The organism is Tenericutes bacterium MZ-XQ (assembly GCA_002838205.1).
Lineage (GTDB): Bacteria > Bacillota_I > Bacilli_A > Acholeplasmatales > Acholeplasmataceae > Mariniplasma.
The window spans coordinates 1,863,537-1,879,403 of the sequence record CP017950.1 but is presented as its reverse complement, the minus strand read 5'-3'; the positions used below and the strand labels follow the sequence as shown (position 1 = coordinate 1,879,403).

General features: G+C 33.8%; 14 protein-coding genes. 13 read left to right on the top strand and 1 reads right to left on the bottom strand.

Annotation, left to right across the window (positions count from 1 at the left end; all coding sequences use genetic code 11):
- Nucleotides 1-21: 21 nt before the first annotated feature.
- Entirely contained in the window at nucleotides 22-1,281 is a 1,260-nt protein-coding gene (locus tag BK011_09300; GenBank protein AUD65871.1) for a hypothetical protein, read from the bottom strand.
- Between the two features lie 419 nt (nucleotides 1,282-1,700).
- On the opposite strand from BK011_09300, the gene BK011_09295 reads away from it, so the two are divergent.
- The 13 genes from BK011_09295 (at nucleotide 1,701) to BK011_09235 (ending at nucleotide 15,809) form a co-directional block, all read left to right on the top strand.
- Nucleotides 1,701-2,378, top strand: coding sequence for a hypothetical protein (locus BK011_09295; GenBank protein ID AUD65870.1), 678 nt, complete (start codon nucleotides 1,701-1,703; stop codon nucleotides 2,376-2,378).
- Nucleotides 2,379-2,397: 19 nt separating this feature from the next.
- Nucleotides 2,398-4,410, top strand: coding sequence for an alpha-glucosidase (locus tag BK011_09290; GenBank protein AUD66183.1), 2,013 nt, complete (start codon nucleotides 2,398-2,400; stop codon nucleotides 4,408-4,410).
- Nucleotides 4,407-5,309, top strand: a complete 903-nt coding sequence (locus BK011_09285) for a hypothetical protein (protein AUD65869.1) — start codon at nucleotides 4,407-4,409, stop codon at nucleotides 5,307-5,309. Before BK011_09290 ends, BK011_09285 begins: the two co-directional genes overlap by 4 nt.
- Nucleotides 5,306-6,121 carry a sugar ABC transporter permease gene (locus tag BK011_09280; protein ID AUD65868.1) on the top strand — a complete coding sequence of 272 codons (816 nt, stop codon included), beginning with the start codon at nucleotides 5,306-5,308 and terminating at the stop codon, nucleotides 6,119-6,121. Before BK011_09285 ends, BK011_09280 begins: the two co-directional genes overlap by 4 nt.
- A 48-nt stretch (nucleotides 6,122-6,169) precedes the next feature.
- Nucleotides 6,170-7,375: a hypothetical protein gene (locus tag BK011_09275; GenBank protein AUD65867.1), complete on the top strand. Its 1,206-nt coding sequence runs from the start codon at nucleotides 6,170-6,172 to the stop codon at nucleotides 7,373-7,375.
- Nucleotides 7,376-7,503: 128 nt separating this feature from the next.
- Complete coding sequence (locus BK011_09270; GenBank protein AUD65866.1) at nucleotides 7,504-8,844, top strand: fucose isomerase; 1,341 nt, start codon at nucleotides 7,504-7,506, stop codon at nucleotides 8,842-8,844.
- A gap of 9 nt (nucleotides 8,845-8,853) precedes the next feature.
- Nucleotides 8,854-9,669 (top strand): transketolase, encoded by an 816-nt coding sequence (locus BK011_09265; protein AUD65865.1) that lies wholly within the window; start codon nucleotides 8,854-8,856, stop codon nucleotides 9,667-9,669.
- Nucleotides 9,666-10,610, top strand: a complete 945-nt coding sequence (locus BK011_09260; protein AUD65864.1) for a transketolase — start codon at nucleotides 9,666-9,668, stop codon at nucleotides 10,608-10,610. The genes BK011_09265 and BK011_09260 overlap by 4 nt, the downstream gene beginning before the upstream one ends.
- A 12-nt stretch (nucleotides 10,611-10,622) precedes the next feature.
- The gene (locus BK011_09255) at nucleotides 10,623-11,102 is read left to right on the top strand and encodes a sugar phosphate isomerase (GenBank protein AUD65863.1); all 480 of its coding nucleotides are present in this window, start codon (nucleotides 10,623-10,625) and stop codon (nucleotides 11,100-11,102) included.
- 29 nt (nucleotides 11,103-11,131) lie between these two features.
- On the top strand, nucleotides 11,132-12,373 hold the full coding sequence (locus BK011_09250) for a hypothetical protein (protein ID AUD65862.1): 1,242 nt from the start codon (nucleotides 11,132-11,134) through the stop codon (nucleotides 12,371-12,373).
- A gap of 12 nt (nucleotides 12,374-12,385) precedes the next feature.
- Nucleotides 12,386-13,789 carry an aldehyde dehydrogenase gene (locus BK011_09245; protein ID AUD65861.1) on the top strand — a complete coding sequence of 468 codons (1,404 nt, stop codon included), beginning with the start codon at nucleotides 12,386-12,388 and terminating at the stop codon, nucleotides 13,787-13,789.
- 8 nt (nucleotides 13,790-13,797) lie between these two features.
- Nucleotides 13,798-14,922, top strand: coding sequence for a succinate--CoA ligase (locus tag BK011_09240; protein ID AUD65860.1), 1,125 nt, complete (start codon nucleotides 13,798-13,800; stop codon nucleotides 14,920-14,922).
- Nucleotides 14,919-15,809 carry a succinate--CoA ligase subunit alpha gene (locus tag BK011_09235; protein AUD65859.1) on the top strand — a complete coding sequence of 297 codons (891 nt, stop codon included), beginning with the start codon at nucleotides 14,919-14,921 and terminating at the stop codon, nucleotides 15,807-15,809. Before BK011_09240 ends, BK011_09235 begins: the two co-directional genes overlap by 4 nt.
- The last annotated feature ends 58 nt before the right edge of the window (nucleotides 15,810-15,867 follow it).

Below are 15,867 nucleotides of genomic sequence, written 5' to 3'. Positions count from 1 at the left end.
GTATCAATTACTTATTTAAGTTTATATTTCATCAGTTAAGTTATTTTCGTTTGTGCTAAAAGATCTAATAAAAGTATCTACAATAACGGCCGTGAAAGCTGCAGCAAATCCGTTTGTATAAAGTAAAAGTCCTCCATGTATGTCCTTAAAACTTAATAATATGGGTAAATGAACGATACCCGAGATTAAACCAATGATTATACCATGTGTTCCAGCAAGAGGTGCTAAAGCAGTTGAAAACAATACCGCTAAAATAATACCAACTTCTAATTCAACATTAAACAATACAATGGTTACCAAAACACCAATCATCGGTGGCCAGGTATTTCTAATATGTTTACCATAAGCGCTGAACCCTAAGATGGTAAATAATCCACCCATAACAGGTCCACTAAATGTAATTTCAAAAGCGAAAAGAATGAATAGAACAATTAAACCGTTTAACCCAACATTGATTTTTGCAATGGCAAGTGAATAGTTTTCTTTATAACAGACAGTGTTTTCTTGGTTTTTTTCTGATAGTTCTTTAATACCAGAAAAAGAAAAGCTGTTTAGTACAAAGCCAGAAATCAAGTAAAATAGACAGAAAACTAAATAAATAGAAAACAAGAACCAGTGTGCTTCTGAAGAAAAAGCATTGTTTTTAACACTTTCTAGACCAAACAAATCAAAGATACTCGTAAAGAAAATTGCTAAAATCCCACAAGCAAATCCCACATTGTACAAATTGTATCCTTTGTGAAATGTATGAACATGAAAAGATAGTTCCACCAGCAAAAATCCTGAAGCTATACCTAAAAAGATGCCTAATGGGATCCCAATGACATAAGGTAATCCAAAACCAAACATCATGACGCTAGAAATCGGACTGATACCTGTTGCAAACAAAAAAATGATTAATATTTCACGTATATCCTTTTTTCTTAGATAGGCATATAAGAATACACCTAGATAGATTAAAGAAACGTTGAGTAAGTTTTTTCCAAAAAAAGCGAAGCCACCGATAGTAAATACACCAGCAAATAAGGGACCATTAATTTCTAACTTTAGAGCACGAATGATTAAGTAAGAGAGAAGCATTAAAGATCCAACATTAAACAAAGTTGGTCCGAGCCCTCCAATGGTTATATAATCACTTAGGAGAACACTAGAAGAAAAAAGTATTGAGAAGTACCCTTTAAAAAAGCCTCCGTCCTGAAAGCCTATAAAAACACCAGTCAACATCAGTAGAGATGATATTAATGCTAAATACATATTTTTCTTAAGTTTGAGTAAATTCATAAATAATATCTCCTTTTTCCAAAATTTTATTATACATGAATTTTATGAACTTTTGAACGTAATCTTTATAAAAACGAGGAAAATATGCAATTTCTTAAGTAAAAGAGTAAGATTTATTCCTTGCTGTATATATTCCTTTGTTTATTTTATGTTTATAATTAATATAAATAAATGTCTCTTGTTTATACTAACCGAGAAAAAAAGTAATATATTTACGTAAAAAAATATGATTTTCCTCTTTTAAATTATAAAAAAAGTGATATAATACACTTAAAGACATGATCATATACCGTTTAGAGAAATAGAGAAAAAACGTTGAACTGACAATAATCATACCAGTGTTTTTCCTTTTCACAATAGAAGTCAGAGGAATTTTGGCTTTATTTTTTTAACACAATGAAGAAAGCGGTTACATTAAAATGAACGAACGATTAGAGAAACTTAAAGCAAAGAATAAATCACTTGAATTACTTGAAATCAGCAATAAATCATTTAAAAATTACGGTAACATCCTTGACTCTAATGAGTTTTTAGAATATTTTGATTATCTTGACCAACATACGCACATACCTGAACAAAATAATGTTTATGTAGCCCATGAAGAAAATATCTTAAAAGAATTAAAAGATACATATATATTATCCCGCGTATTTGGGTTTGTCGATGTTCAGACAGGTTATGTGAATGGCCACAATACAAAGTTAAATGCTCTAGAATATCATAAATCTTCAGAAGTCATTGTAGCTTTATCACCTATTGTGTTGCTATTAGGATTACACAAAGATATAAATAATCATTCCATTGATTCAAAAAGTCTTAAAGCCTTTTATATACCAGAGCGTACTGTTCTTGAATTACACCCTAGGGTGCTTCATTTTTCTCCATGTAAGACAATGTCCACAGGATTTAAGTGTGGCATTGTCTTACCTATGGGTACGAACACAGAGTTCATTAAACTTGATGACAATAAAACAGAAGAAGACGTATTGCTCTTCAAAACGAATAAATGGTTGTTAGTTCACAATGAACATCAAAAAATGATTGATCTAGGTGCTCATATAGGCATTACTGGAGAAAATATAGAGATAAAATTTTAAATATATAGAGGTTACCATGATAGAGATAAAGCAACACGACAATCAATTAAATGTCTATTTTAAAGAGCAACTTGTAATTAAACACACAGATCAACAACCTGCGTTTTTTGTTGGTCAAGGAAATGAAACAATCGAACATTATCGTGGTAATTTTGAAATCCATGATGATATAGAAAGCAAAATACCATTGGTAGATGCTAAAGTTAATGATACTCAAATTGTTTTTAGTTATTTCCTAAATGAGTTAAGAGTTACATTTACTGAAGAAGAACAAAGGCTAGTTATAAAGATTGATTCTAGTCAACCATATAATCGATTTTGGATAAGATTTTATGCCGAAAAACAGGAAAAGGTTTATGGTTGTGGAGAACAGGCATCATATTTTAATTTAAGACATAGAAGTTATCCACTTTGGACATCTGAACCAGGTGTAGGTAGAGATAAGAAGTCTTTAACCACATTTTATGCAGATCTTTATGATAAAGCTGGTGGAGATTACTATACAACCTATTATCCAGAGCCAACATTTGTATCTACTAGAAAATATTGGTTGCATGCAGATACTTATGCATATTCAGTTTTTAATTTTAAAAATGATAACTATCATGAACTTTTCTTTTGGGAAGTTCCAAAGCAAATCATGATTTCCTATCAAGAAACCTTTTTGGATCTTATTGAGAACCTTACAAAGTATACAAAAAGACCACCCAAACTACCTGAGTTTTTACATAACGGCATGATCCTAGGCGTTCAAGGTGGCATGGATCAAGTTTTGAAATATTTAGATCAAGCAAAAAAACATGATGTTTTAGTTTCTGGCCTTTGGTGTCAAGATTGGGCTGGAATTAATTATACATCTTTTGGGAAAAGACTTTATTGGAACTGGACAGTCAGCCATGAGTTGTATCCAAATTTAAAACAAGAAATCAAAAAGCTAGATGAAAAAAATATAGCTTTCTTGACATATATTTGTCCGTTTTTATTAGAAAACGAATCACTGTTTAATCGTGCGAAAGAACAAGGACATTTAGTTCTTAATCAAGATGATCAAGTATATAAAGAAGATTTTGGTGAGTTCTATTGTGGTATTGTTGATTTAACAAATCCTAAAGCATTCCATTGGTACAAAGAAGTCATTAAAACCAACATTATCGATTTAGGCATCAAAGGATGGATGGCAGATTTTGGTGAGTATTTACCAGTAGATTGTAAGCTGCATAATGGAAAAGACGCAAAGCTGATGCATAATGAGTGGCCGGTGCTATGGGCAAAATGTAATTATGAAGCAGTCAAAGAAACTGATAATTTAGGTAAAATTTTCTACTTCATGCGCGCAGGTGGTCATGGGTCACAACAGTATGCGACATCATTATGGGCTGGAGATCAAAGCGTTAATTGGGAATTACATGATGGTATCGCATCAGTGATTCCATCAGCATTATCTACAGGCATTATTGGTAATCCATATACACATAGTGATATCGGCGGATATACAAGTTTACATGGAAATATTAGAACTAAAGAGCTTTTTGATCGTTGGTTAGAAATGAATGTATTTACATCATATATGAGAACACATGAGGGCAATAGACCACTTCAAAACTTTCAATTCTATAATGATGAAGATACGTTAAGTTTAATGGCAAGAATGACACATATAAGATATGACTTAAAGCCATATATCCTTGAGTTAGTTGATGAAGCACATGCATTTGGATATCCTTTACAAAGAGCATTGTTTCTACATTATCCAAATGATGAAAAAACTTATGATTTGCAGTATGAATATTTATTTGGAAAAGATATTCTAATCAAACCAGTAGTTCATCCAGAGCAAACACATCAAGAAGTATATTTGCCAAATGATACTTGGGTTCATATGTGGACTGGCAAACATTTTGAAGGTAATCAAACTGTTACAGTTTCTTGTCCGATAGGATACCCACCAGTTTTTTATAGAGCATTAAGTAAACACAAAACACTTTTTGAAAATATAACACACAAAAATCTTATGCAGGAGGAAAATGTATGAGGCGTAAAACACAAAGCTATCAATCATTCATATTGAAACAAAAGATAGTACCGTATTTGTTTTTACTACCTAACTTATTAATTTTTTCGATTTTCATTATTTTACCAGCACTGATAGGGATATATTATTCCTTTACAGATATGTCATTATTTACTTTTGGTAGTCCTGATTGGATAGGACTTGCCAATTATAAGGAAATTTTTGCAGATCCAGATTTTCTTGCTGCAATGTGGAATACGATAAAATTAGTTTTAGTAACTGTTCCTCTGATGTTTGTAGCTTCTCTTTTAATTGCAACTTTAATCGTACAACCGATTAAAGCTAAAGGATTTTTTAGAGCTGTTTATTATTGGCCGGTAATGATTTCTGCTATTGTTGTAGGGATTATATGGCAATGGATTTTAGCAGGTGATTTTGGATTGTTTAATACAACACTTAAAGCACTTGGATTAAATCCAATGCAAACATTTATCAATCCTGATTTTGCTTGGTGGTCTGTTGTGTTTGCGATACTATGGTCACGTTCAGGATATTATATGATTATATTTGTTGCAGCATTGCTCAGTATCCCTGAATCATTATATGAAGCAGCAGAAGTTGATGGTGCCACAAAAGTTCAAAAGTTTCTTTTTGTGACATATCCTTCATTAAGAGCTGCTAGACTTATGGTTTTCATCTTAGTAACTATGGAGATATTTAAAACTTATCCACTTGTTGTAACCTTAACAGGTGGTGGACCATTTGATGCAACAACATTTACTGTTCAATATATCTATGAGACAGCATTCCAAAGTTATCATGTTGGACTTGCAAGTGCAATGTCAGTTGTTATGCTTTTAATAGTTACAATTTTCACAGCATTTAATTTCTTTATGTCGAGAAGAGGTGAGAATAAATGAAAAAAGCAACCATACCTCAGTATACAATTGCAAGTATTTTAGTTTTAGTATTTTTAATTCCAGTTTTATACATTATATTCTCATCATTTAAACCAATTAATGAACTCTTTTCAACAAATCCGACATTTTTCCCAAATCAGTGGACGACAAATAATTATGTTGAAGCATTACAAGGTGGAAATTTTGGACGATATATATTTAACTCATTTATTGTAGCGGTATCTTCAACAGTATTAGCTGTTGTCATTAATTCAATGTCAGGATATGCGCTTGCTAAGTTTAGATTTAAAGGGGATTCTGTGATCATGCTTATCATTTTATCAACGATCATGCTTCCACTTGAAATCATTATGGTTCCAATATTTTCAGTTTTAAAATTCTTTGGATTATATAATTCTTTATGGGCTTTGATTATTCCACCAGCTGCGACACCTACAGGTATATTCTTAATGAGACAATATTTACTCACTATACCAGATGAGATCATTCAGTCAGCGCGTATTGATGGTGCATCAGAGTGGAAGATATTCTATAGCATTATTCTACCAAACGCAAAACCAGCGATTGCAACACTGGCAATCTTCTCATTTATGTGGCGTTGGAATGATTATGTATGGCCGTTAATCGCAATTAATTCACCTAAAAAATATACATTACAATTAGCAATTGCAAATTTCACTGGTGAGTTTAATACGGATTATAATTCGATTTTAGCTGTATCTGCAATCTCAATGATTCCGATGTTAATCATCTTTATCATTTTCCAAAAGCAATTTGTTCAAGGTACAGTTCAATCAGGTATGAAAGGGTAATCACTGTGTTTTTCACAGGTAATTATAAAAAAATTTTAGGAGGAAAGTATGAAGAAAGTATTAGGTTTTATGTTTGTCATCATGTCAATTGTAGTGCTTGTTGGTTGTAACCAAGAAGAAAAAACACTTCAAATGCTATGGTGGAGTGATGGTACTGAAGGTGAAGTTATGCAAGGTTTACTGGATGACTATGAAGAGGAAACAGGTATTGTTATTGAATTAGTTAGTATTCCATATAATGACTATGAAACAAGACTTGCGACAATGATCAGTGGTGGAGAAGCACCTGCATTAGCACGTGTTACTGAAGGTCACTTAAACAACTTTAAAGAACAAATTATACCTTTAGATGATGTTTATGATACTTCAAAATTCACAAATTTATTCTACAACGCTGATGGTGAAGTTATTTCATTACCAATGGATATCACTGCAAATGGTTTATTTGTAAATCTAGATTTACTAGAAGCTCATGGTGTTAATTATCCAGAACTTGGTGAAACAGTTTGGACTTGGGCAGAATTCGAAACTGAAATGAACAAACTTAAAGGTAAAGATGGCGTATTAGCTCCTGGTCTATTTGACCATCAAGCTCACCGTTTCATGCCAGTGCTTTATCAACATGGTGTTGAACTATGGGAAACTCCATACACAGAAAGCAATTTAACTTCAACTGCTGCAGTTAATGCATTACAAATGTTAATGGATTTCTATACTGAAGGTTTCTTAAGTGAAGATACTTATGTAACTAAAAATTCAGCTTCACTATTCCGCACAGGTGCTTATGGTTTCCATGTATCAGGTAACTGGAATGTAAGTGGCTATCAAGATCTAGAATTTGATTGGACAGTAGTTCCAATGCCTCAAGGCACAAATCGTGCAACAATTTTAGGTGGTAAATCACTAGCTGCATTTAGAGACAGTGGTACTGAAAAGAGAGCTCAAGACTTCATCGAATGGATGGCAGAAGGCGAACAACACGATGCTTATACTGGTGGCGTTCCTTATTTAACTCCAAGACTTGGTGCTGAAGTTGATTATGGTAATTTTGCTGACCAATATGCAGTATTCTTAGATGAAATCGCTGCAACTGATGAAAAATATGTACAAGACTGGTTAACTCAAGTTATGATTCCAGGTATGTATCCAATCATCAACCAATTAGTTGAAGATGCTGCTAACCCAGAAAACGATAAAACAGCTCTACAATTATTACAAGATTTAGAAACAGCTTTAAAGAACGCTGCACCTTAATCGATAAGATGTAGTCAAGGTCATAGGGTGTTACACATCGTAACACCCAATGACTTAATTTTTTGGAGTATTTGCTTAGCTAAGAGGGTTTTAGTTAATCAAATAACCCGAAAAGAAAAGGAGAATATATGAGAAAAATAAATGTCTGTTATTTACCAATAGGTGTTGGGACATTCCACTTGGAGTCTGCACAAAAACTGTTTGAAGCATCAATAGAACTGTTAAAGAGTGTTGATGATTCGATCCATTGTCCAGATGAAATGTTACTATCACTTGATTTATTAAAATCGTTTTTAGATCAACATGAACCAGATTTGGTGATTGTTCAAAATATCACATTTGCAAATAGTGCCTATATGACAGAAATCTTAAAACTTACACATGCTGATGTCCTTTTATGGACATTAAGAGAACCAGTGATTGATGGTGGAAGATTAAGATTGAATTCGTTAACTGGAGCATTTTCTGCAGGATATGCTTTTCATCAGATTAGAAATCAGCATATTCAATATGTGTTTGGGATGCCTTCAGAAGATGATGTTCAAAAAACCATTCGTGATGTTTATGAAGTTGCTAAACTCAAATTTGAGTTAAGACAAACAAATTTACTCGTGATCGGTGACACACCTCAAGGCTTTGGATTTGGTAGAGCAAATGATGTTGAACTTATGAAAACATTTGGCGTTAATTTAATGACGATTGAGTCTAGAGAACTGACTCAAAAAGCAAAAGCTCTTGCTTTAGAAGAGGCTAAAGAAGCTTCAGATGAAGCCCATCAAAAAATGGTAGGGTTGGAGCAAACTTTAAAGAAAAACAAAGATGATTTTGTAAGATTATATCAAGTCTATAAAGATTATATATTAAAGAATAATATCAAAGCAGTAGCTTCAAGATGTTGGCCAGATTTCTTTACTGATTATGGAACACCTGTTTGTGGTGTGTTAGGACTTCTTAATGATCAAAAGATTGCTGCTGCATGTGAAGCTGATGCTTATGGTGCATTATCAATGTATATTGGTGGACAGTTATCTCAAGAACCAACATTCTTAGGTGATCCAGTATCCCTAGATGAAAAAGATAACACAATCACTTTTTGGCATTGTGGAACAGCTGCTTGTTCACTAGCTAGAGCAGACCTAGGTGCAACGACTGGCGTTCATCCAAATCGAAAAATTGGACCAACGATGGAGTTTGGACTAAAACCAAGTCAAGAAGCATCACTATTTAGAATTGGTAAGAATTCAGATGGTTCATTTAGATTCTTTATTGCAAAAGCTGAGATTTTAGATAAACCACAACAATTTTTAGGTACATCTGTTGTTGTTAAAGTCAAACAACCTGTTAAACCAATGATTACGCAAATGGTTAAAGAAGGATGGGAACCACACTTTGTTGTATTATATAAAGATGTTGTTAAAAAATTAGAAATGCTTGCAGAAATGCTAAACATAGAAATTGTTCAATATTAGGAGGAGAACATGGAAAAACGCATATTTTTAGAACAAAAAGCAAAAGAAATAAGAAAATTAACGATTGGGTGTATCGCAACACTTGGCGTGGGTCATATCGGCGGAAGTTTATCGATTGCAGATATACTTGCAGTTTTATATTTTGATCAAATGCATATTGATCCTAAGCAACCTAAACTACCGAATAGAGATCGTTTCGTTTTATCAAAAGGACATGGTGGACCTGCTGTATATGCAACACTAGCATTAAAAGAATATTTCCCAATGGAATTACTTGATACACTTAATATTTCAAATACAGACCTACCATCGCATACAGATATGAATAAAACAGTTGGTGTTGATATGACAACAGGATCTTTAGGACAAGGGTTCTCAGCAGCTGTTGGTATGGCAACTGCTGCACAAATGGATCAAGCACCATTTCATGTTTATGCAATTATTGGAGATGGTGAGTCTCAAGAAGGCCAAATTTGGGAAGCAGCAATGTTTGCTGGCAGTAGAAAGTTAGATCATCTAATCGCATTTACGGATTATAACAAATTCCAAATTGATGGATCAGTAGATCAAGTTAATGATGTGTCACCACTTGATAAAAAATGGGAAGCATTTAACTGGCATGTGCAAGTGATTGACGGACATGATGTCATAGCTATTCAAGAAGCCATCTTAAATGCGAAAGCAACTAAAGGTAAGCCATCTATGATTATATGCAATACCATTAAAGGTAAAGGCGCAAACTTCTGTGAAAACCAAGCTGGATCTCATAATATGCCAGTGACAAAAGAATTAGCAAAACAAGCAATTGAGGGGTTAGAAAAATGATCGAATTAAGAAATAGACAATTAAGAGATATATATGTTGATTTACTCATCAAATATGCAAAAGAGTATCCAGAATTAGTCATCGTTGAAGCTGATTTAATGAAAGCCTTAAAATCAACAGCTTTCTTCGATGTTTATCCAGAACGCGCTATCAATGTTGGTGTTCAAGAAGCCAATATGATTGGGGTTGCTGCAGGTCTTGCTAATATGGGTAAATTACCATTTACACATACGTTTACACCATTTGCGACACGTCGTGTTTTTGACCAAGTGACGCTTTCAGTTTGCTATGCAAAAATGAATGTAAAAATGGTTGGTTCGGATCCAGGTGTTATGGCTCAGTTAAACGGTGGAACACACATGTCATTAGAAGATGTTGGACTGATGAGAAACTTACCTGGTATGGTTATATTTGAACCAGTTGATGGCGTACAACTTGCAGCAATGATGCCGCAAATCATTAAACATCATGGTCCAGTTTATATTAGATTATTACGTCAAGAGTTTGACGCGATTTTTGAAGATGATCAAACCTTTGAACTAGGAAAAGCTACTAGAATCGTAGAAGGTAGAGATGTATCTATCTTTGCTTCAGGTATTATGGTCAAAGAAGCTCTTGATGCCCAAAAGATTCTAAGTGAGCAAGGTATTTCTGCAAGTGTGGTAAATATCCATACAATTAAACCAATTGATCAAGATATGATTATTGAAGAAGCTAAAAAAACAAAAGCAGTTGTCACAGCTGAAAACCATAACATCATTAATGGTTTAGGTAGTGCTGTTGCAGAAGTATTAGCTGAAAACTGTCCAACTCCAATGAGAAGAGTTGGTGTTAAAGATCATTTTGGTGAAGTTGGTAAAAAAGATTTCTTAATGGAAAAATTTGGTCTAAAAGCACATCACATCGTTGATGCAGTTTTAGATGTGATTAAACAAAAATAAAGGAGTAAGCATATGGAAAAATTATTTATAGGTTCAGATAAATCAGGATTTCAATTGAAAGAAGCTGTAAAAAGCTATTTATTAGAAAATAACTATGAAGTTGAGGATATTGGTACACTAGATGAAGAAAAACCATTTCCATTCTTTGAGGTTGCTGAAAAGGGTGCAAAACTGATCCAAAATAAAGTCTATGAAAAAGGCATTTTAATTTGTGGCACTGGTATGGGTATGTCTATTGTTGCAAATAAACATGAAGGTGTTTATGGAGCAGCTTGTGAATCAGTTTATGCAGCAGAAAAATGTAGAGCAATCAATGACGCAAACGTCTTATGTATGGGTGGATGGATTATTGCACCAATCATGGGCGTTGAGATGGCAAAAGCATTCTTAAATACAGGTTTTACACAGAACTTAGAAGATTGGCGTGCTAAGAACTTAGAAAAAGCACGTGTCATCGTAAAAGATATCGAAAAAAGAAGTTTTCAAAAGTAAGTCATCACATATGAGAGGGTCGATATAAAATGATTGAAATTATTTCACTACTTGCTATTGTCGTAGCAATCATTATTGGGTTTTGGAAAGATGTAAATGTTGGTTTAATTGCCTTAGTTTTCGCCTTATTTATAGGCTATTACGGTGGTGGCATACCAATATCTGAAATCATTTCATATTGGCCAATGACTTTATTTTTCACAACATTTGGGATTACTTTATTATTTAGTATCGCAAAATTAAATGGGACATTAGAAAGATTGTCCAATACCATCATTTACCAGAGTAAAGGCAAAAAAGTATTAATTCCGATTATATTTTACTTTTTAGCACTTATTATTGCATCGTTAGGACCTGGAAATATATCTACAAGTGCACTATTATTACCCATTGGACTCATCATTGCTTTTCAAGCAAATATATCTGTTTTAATGGTTAGTATTTTGATTATATTAGGTTCAATTGCAGGCGGATTATCACCACTTGCTCCTAATGGTATAGTAGCGTTAGAATTGGCTAGATTACATGGTGTAGGTGAATTAGGATTTCATATCTATTTTAATAACGTCTTAGCTATGACATTATTTTCTGGACTAGTATTTATTGCTTTAGGTGGGCTAAAACTTAGAGGCGATAAAATAGAAATCAAAAAACCAGGACGATTTAACAAACAACAAATATTTACATTACTTATGGTACTTGTGTTGGTTTTATGGGTTATGATTGGCAAAGTAAATGTTGGGTTTGCAGCATTTGTTTTATCTGCAATACTATTTATATTTAAATCAGCTGATCAACATAAAGCAATTTCTAATGTGCCTTGGTCTACCATACTATTAATTTGTGGAACTGCAGTTTTAATTAGAGTTGCCGATGAAGTTGGTGGTGTTTCACTTCTAACAACATTTTTAGCAACACTGATGAACGAGCATACTGCTATTCCAATCATGTCTATATTATCAGGTGTGATGTCGATATTTTCATCAGCTGTAGGTGTTGTTATGCCAACTTTAATCCCAACAACAGTTGAATTATCTCAAGAATTAGGAAGTGTTGTGACACCAACGGTTTTAACAATTTCAATCGCAGTAGCATCTCATATTGTTACAGTGAGTCCATTTTCAACCATGGGAGCATTAGCACTTGCTAGTTCTCCAGAAGAAGTCAATAAAAAATTATTATTTAAAAATTTATTTATAGCTTCATTTTTGGCACTCATATTTATAGCTTTTTTGCTATGGTTTATGAATGCATTAAATATCATATTATAAGGAGGAAGATTCATGGAAACATCAAAAGAAATTATAGCTAGTTATATTGAAAAAGCTAGAATTGCTCAAGAAAAAATCAGCAACTATACACAAGAAGAAATTGATCGTGTGTGTGTTGCAATTGGTTGGGAAGTTTATAATGACGAAAACATCCAAAAGCTTGCTGAAAAAGCAGTTGAAGAAACCAAGATGGGTAATGTTAAAGATAAGGTTTTAAAACATAAGAATAAAGTTTTAGGGGTGCTTGCTGATGTTAAGGGTAAGAAATCTGTAGGACTTATTGAAGAAGATAAAGATAAGAAGATTAGAAAATATGCTAAACCTGTAGGTGTCGTTGGTGCACTCACACCAGTTACCAATCCAACAGCAACGCCTTCGAGCAATGCAGTTACGATATTAAAGGGTAGAAACGCAGTTATTTTCGCTCCACATCCAAAAGCTAAAGTAGCATCTAAAATGGCTGTTGATTTTATGAGAGACGGCTTAAGAAAAGTTGGTGCTCCTCTAGATTTGATTCAAATCATTGAAGAACCTTCAATTGAACTTACCAATGAACTTATGAAACAGGTTGATGTTGTTTTAGCTACTGGTGGTTCAGCAATGGTCAAAGCAGCTTATTCATCAGGAAGACCTGCCTATGGAGTAGGACCTGGAAACACAGTTCAAATTGTTGCAGAAGATGCAGATGTTAAAGATGCAGCAGCTAAAATCTTTTTAAGCAAAAAATTTGATCATGCGACATCTTGTTCAAGTGAAAACTCTATTATTATTCATGAATCTATATATGATGATTTAATTCAAGAATTACAAACACTAGGAAGCTATTTAATCAAGCCTGAAGAAAGAAATCAATTAGAAGCTTATATGTGGCCAGTAAATGCTAAAGGCTATCGTTCAATTCATGGTGGTATTGTTGCACAATCTGCTAAAAAAATTGCGCATGATGCTGGTATAGATGTCGGTGATCACATACAAGTGTTGCTCGTTGAGGGTGCTAAAGATATTGAAAATGATTTCTTCTCACAAGAAAAACTTTCTCCAGTACTTACTGTTTTTAAATATGACACATTTGAAAAAGGTTTCGAAATATTAGTAAGACTTACAGATAATTATGGTACTGGACATTCTTGCGGAATCCATACGAAAAACCAAACATATATCAACCATTTAGGCGAGTTTATGAGAACCAGTCGAATCATGGTTAACCAAGCTCAAGCACCTGCAAATGGTGGTGCCTTCTTTAATGGTATGCCATCAACTGTATCATTAGGATGTGGTACTTGGGGTGGAAATATTACAACTGAAAATATTAATTATAAACATTTCTTAAATGTTACTTGGTTATCAGAATATTTTGATCCAATCAGACCATCAGATGATGATATCTTTGGTGATTATTTAGAAAGTATAAAGTAGGTATTGATATGAAATTATATGAGTATCAAGCAAAGGAAGTATTTAAGGAAATTGGAATCAAAATTCCACAAAGCAAAATCATAGAAAATGTAGAATCATTAATAGATGCAACTCAAGAAATCGGCTTTCCATGTGTGATAAAATCACAGGTGTTAAGTGGCGGTCGTGGTAAAGCTGGACTTATTTCTTTTGTAAAGACACAAGAGAAAGCTTTAGAAGAGACAAAAAGGTTGTTTGATCATCCGCTTAAGATTAAAAAGTTATTAGTTGAAGAAGCAGTAGACATTGATAAAGAGATTTATGTATCTATCACTGTTGATCCAGAAAAAGCAACTGCTTTATTAATCGCAAGCAGTGAAGGTGGTATTGATATTGAAACCCTTGCTGTAGAACAACCAGACAAAATTATTAAAGAACCAATTGATATGAGATATGGATTAATGCCTTTTCAAGCATTATCTGTAGCATATGCATTAAATTTAGATCATACACTTGCAAAATCGATGGCGAAACTTTTAATAAAACTATATGAAGCATTTAAGACATATGATGCAGAACTAGTGGAAATAAATCCGTTATTCGTTAATAAAAATCAAGAACTCATTGCTGGTGACGGCAAGTTAATGATCGATGATAATTCTTTACACAGACAAAAACGTTTTGAAAAAGTATATGATGACTATAAAAGCGAAGCTGAATATGATGCTATGTTAGAAGGTATCCCTTTCATTGAGTTTGATGGAGATATTGGCTTAATGTGTGCAGGTGCTGGACTTACAACTACCGTATATGATTTAATTCATTACGAGGGTGGAAGTGTAGCGAACTATTTAGAGTTTGGTGGACCTAATTATAAAAAAGCTGTCAAGGCTATGGAAATATGTTTAAAAGTAGATTCTAAAGTCATATTGGTTGTAACTTTTGGAACGATTGCGAGAGCTGATGTTATGGCTCAAGGTGTAGTAGATGCAATCGAAAAGCTTAAACCAAATCGTCCAATTGTTACATGCATTAGAGGTACGAATGAAGTTGAAGCCAATAAGATTTTAACAGCTGCTGGATTAGAACCAATATATGACACTGAAGAAGCTGTCAGAAAAGCAGTTAGACTTTCTAAGGGAGAACAATCATGAGTATTTTTATAGATGATAAAACAAAAGTTCTTGTTCAAGGGATTACCGGAAGTGAAGGTAGTTTTTGGACAAAGCACATGATCGATCTGGGTACGAAAGTTGTTTGTGGTGTAACACCAGGTAAAGAAGGACAAGAAATAGAAGGGAAACCCGTCTATCACACAATTAAAAATGCCCTTAAACACCATGAAGTTGATGCTTCAATGGTCTTTGTCCCACCACTGCTTACGAAAGATGCAGTCATGGAAGCACTAAATGCAGGGATCAAAAAAATTGTAACGATTGCCGATGGTATACCTTTGCACGATATGGTATTAATTAGACAAGCAGCAAAAGAACATCAAGCAATGGTTGTTGGTGGAAATACATCTGGTGTGATTTCACCTGAAGTTGCGATGATGGGTAGTTTCCCTCATTGGATAAAAAGAGTTTATAAAAAAGGAAATATTGGAGTCATGACTAGAAGTGGTTCACTGACAAATGAAGTGACTTCAATGATCGTAGAAGCTGGATACGGCGTATCTACACTCATTGGTGTTGGTGGAGATCCAGTACCAGGAACACGTTTCGCAGAGATGTTACCTTTTTATGAAAAGGATGAACAAACACATGCAGTTGTCATTATTGGTGAACTGGGTGGAACCATGGAAGAAGAAGTTGCTGAAGCCATTGAAAAAGGAATTTTTACAAAACCTTTGGTTGCCTTTTTAGGCGGTAGAACTGCGCCTAAGGGACAAAAAATGGGACATGCAGGTGCAATCATCACCGGTGGTAAAGGCTCAGTAGAAGATAAAATTCAGGCATTAACTGCTGTTGGTGCCCTTGTTGCAGAACGTCCACGAATGGTCGGTAGACTACTTGAGAAATTGAAAGTTCAAAAGAGCTAATTGTTTTTATGTTATAATCAAAGAGATTAGAACATTACGTAAACAGAAATCGGGGAAT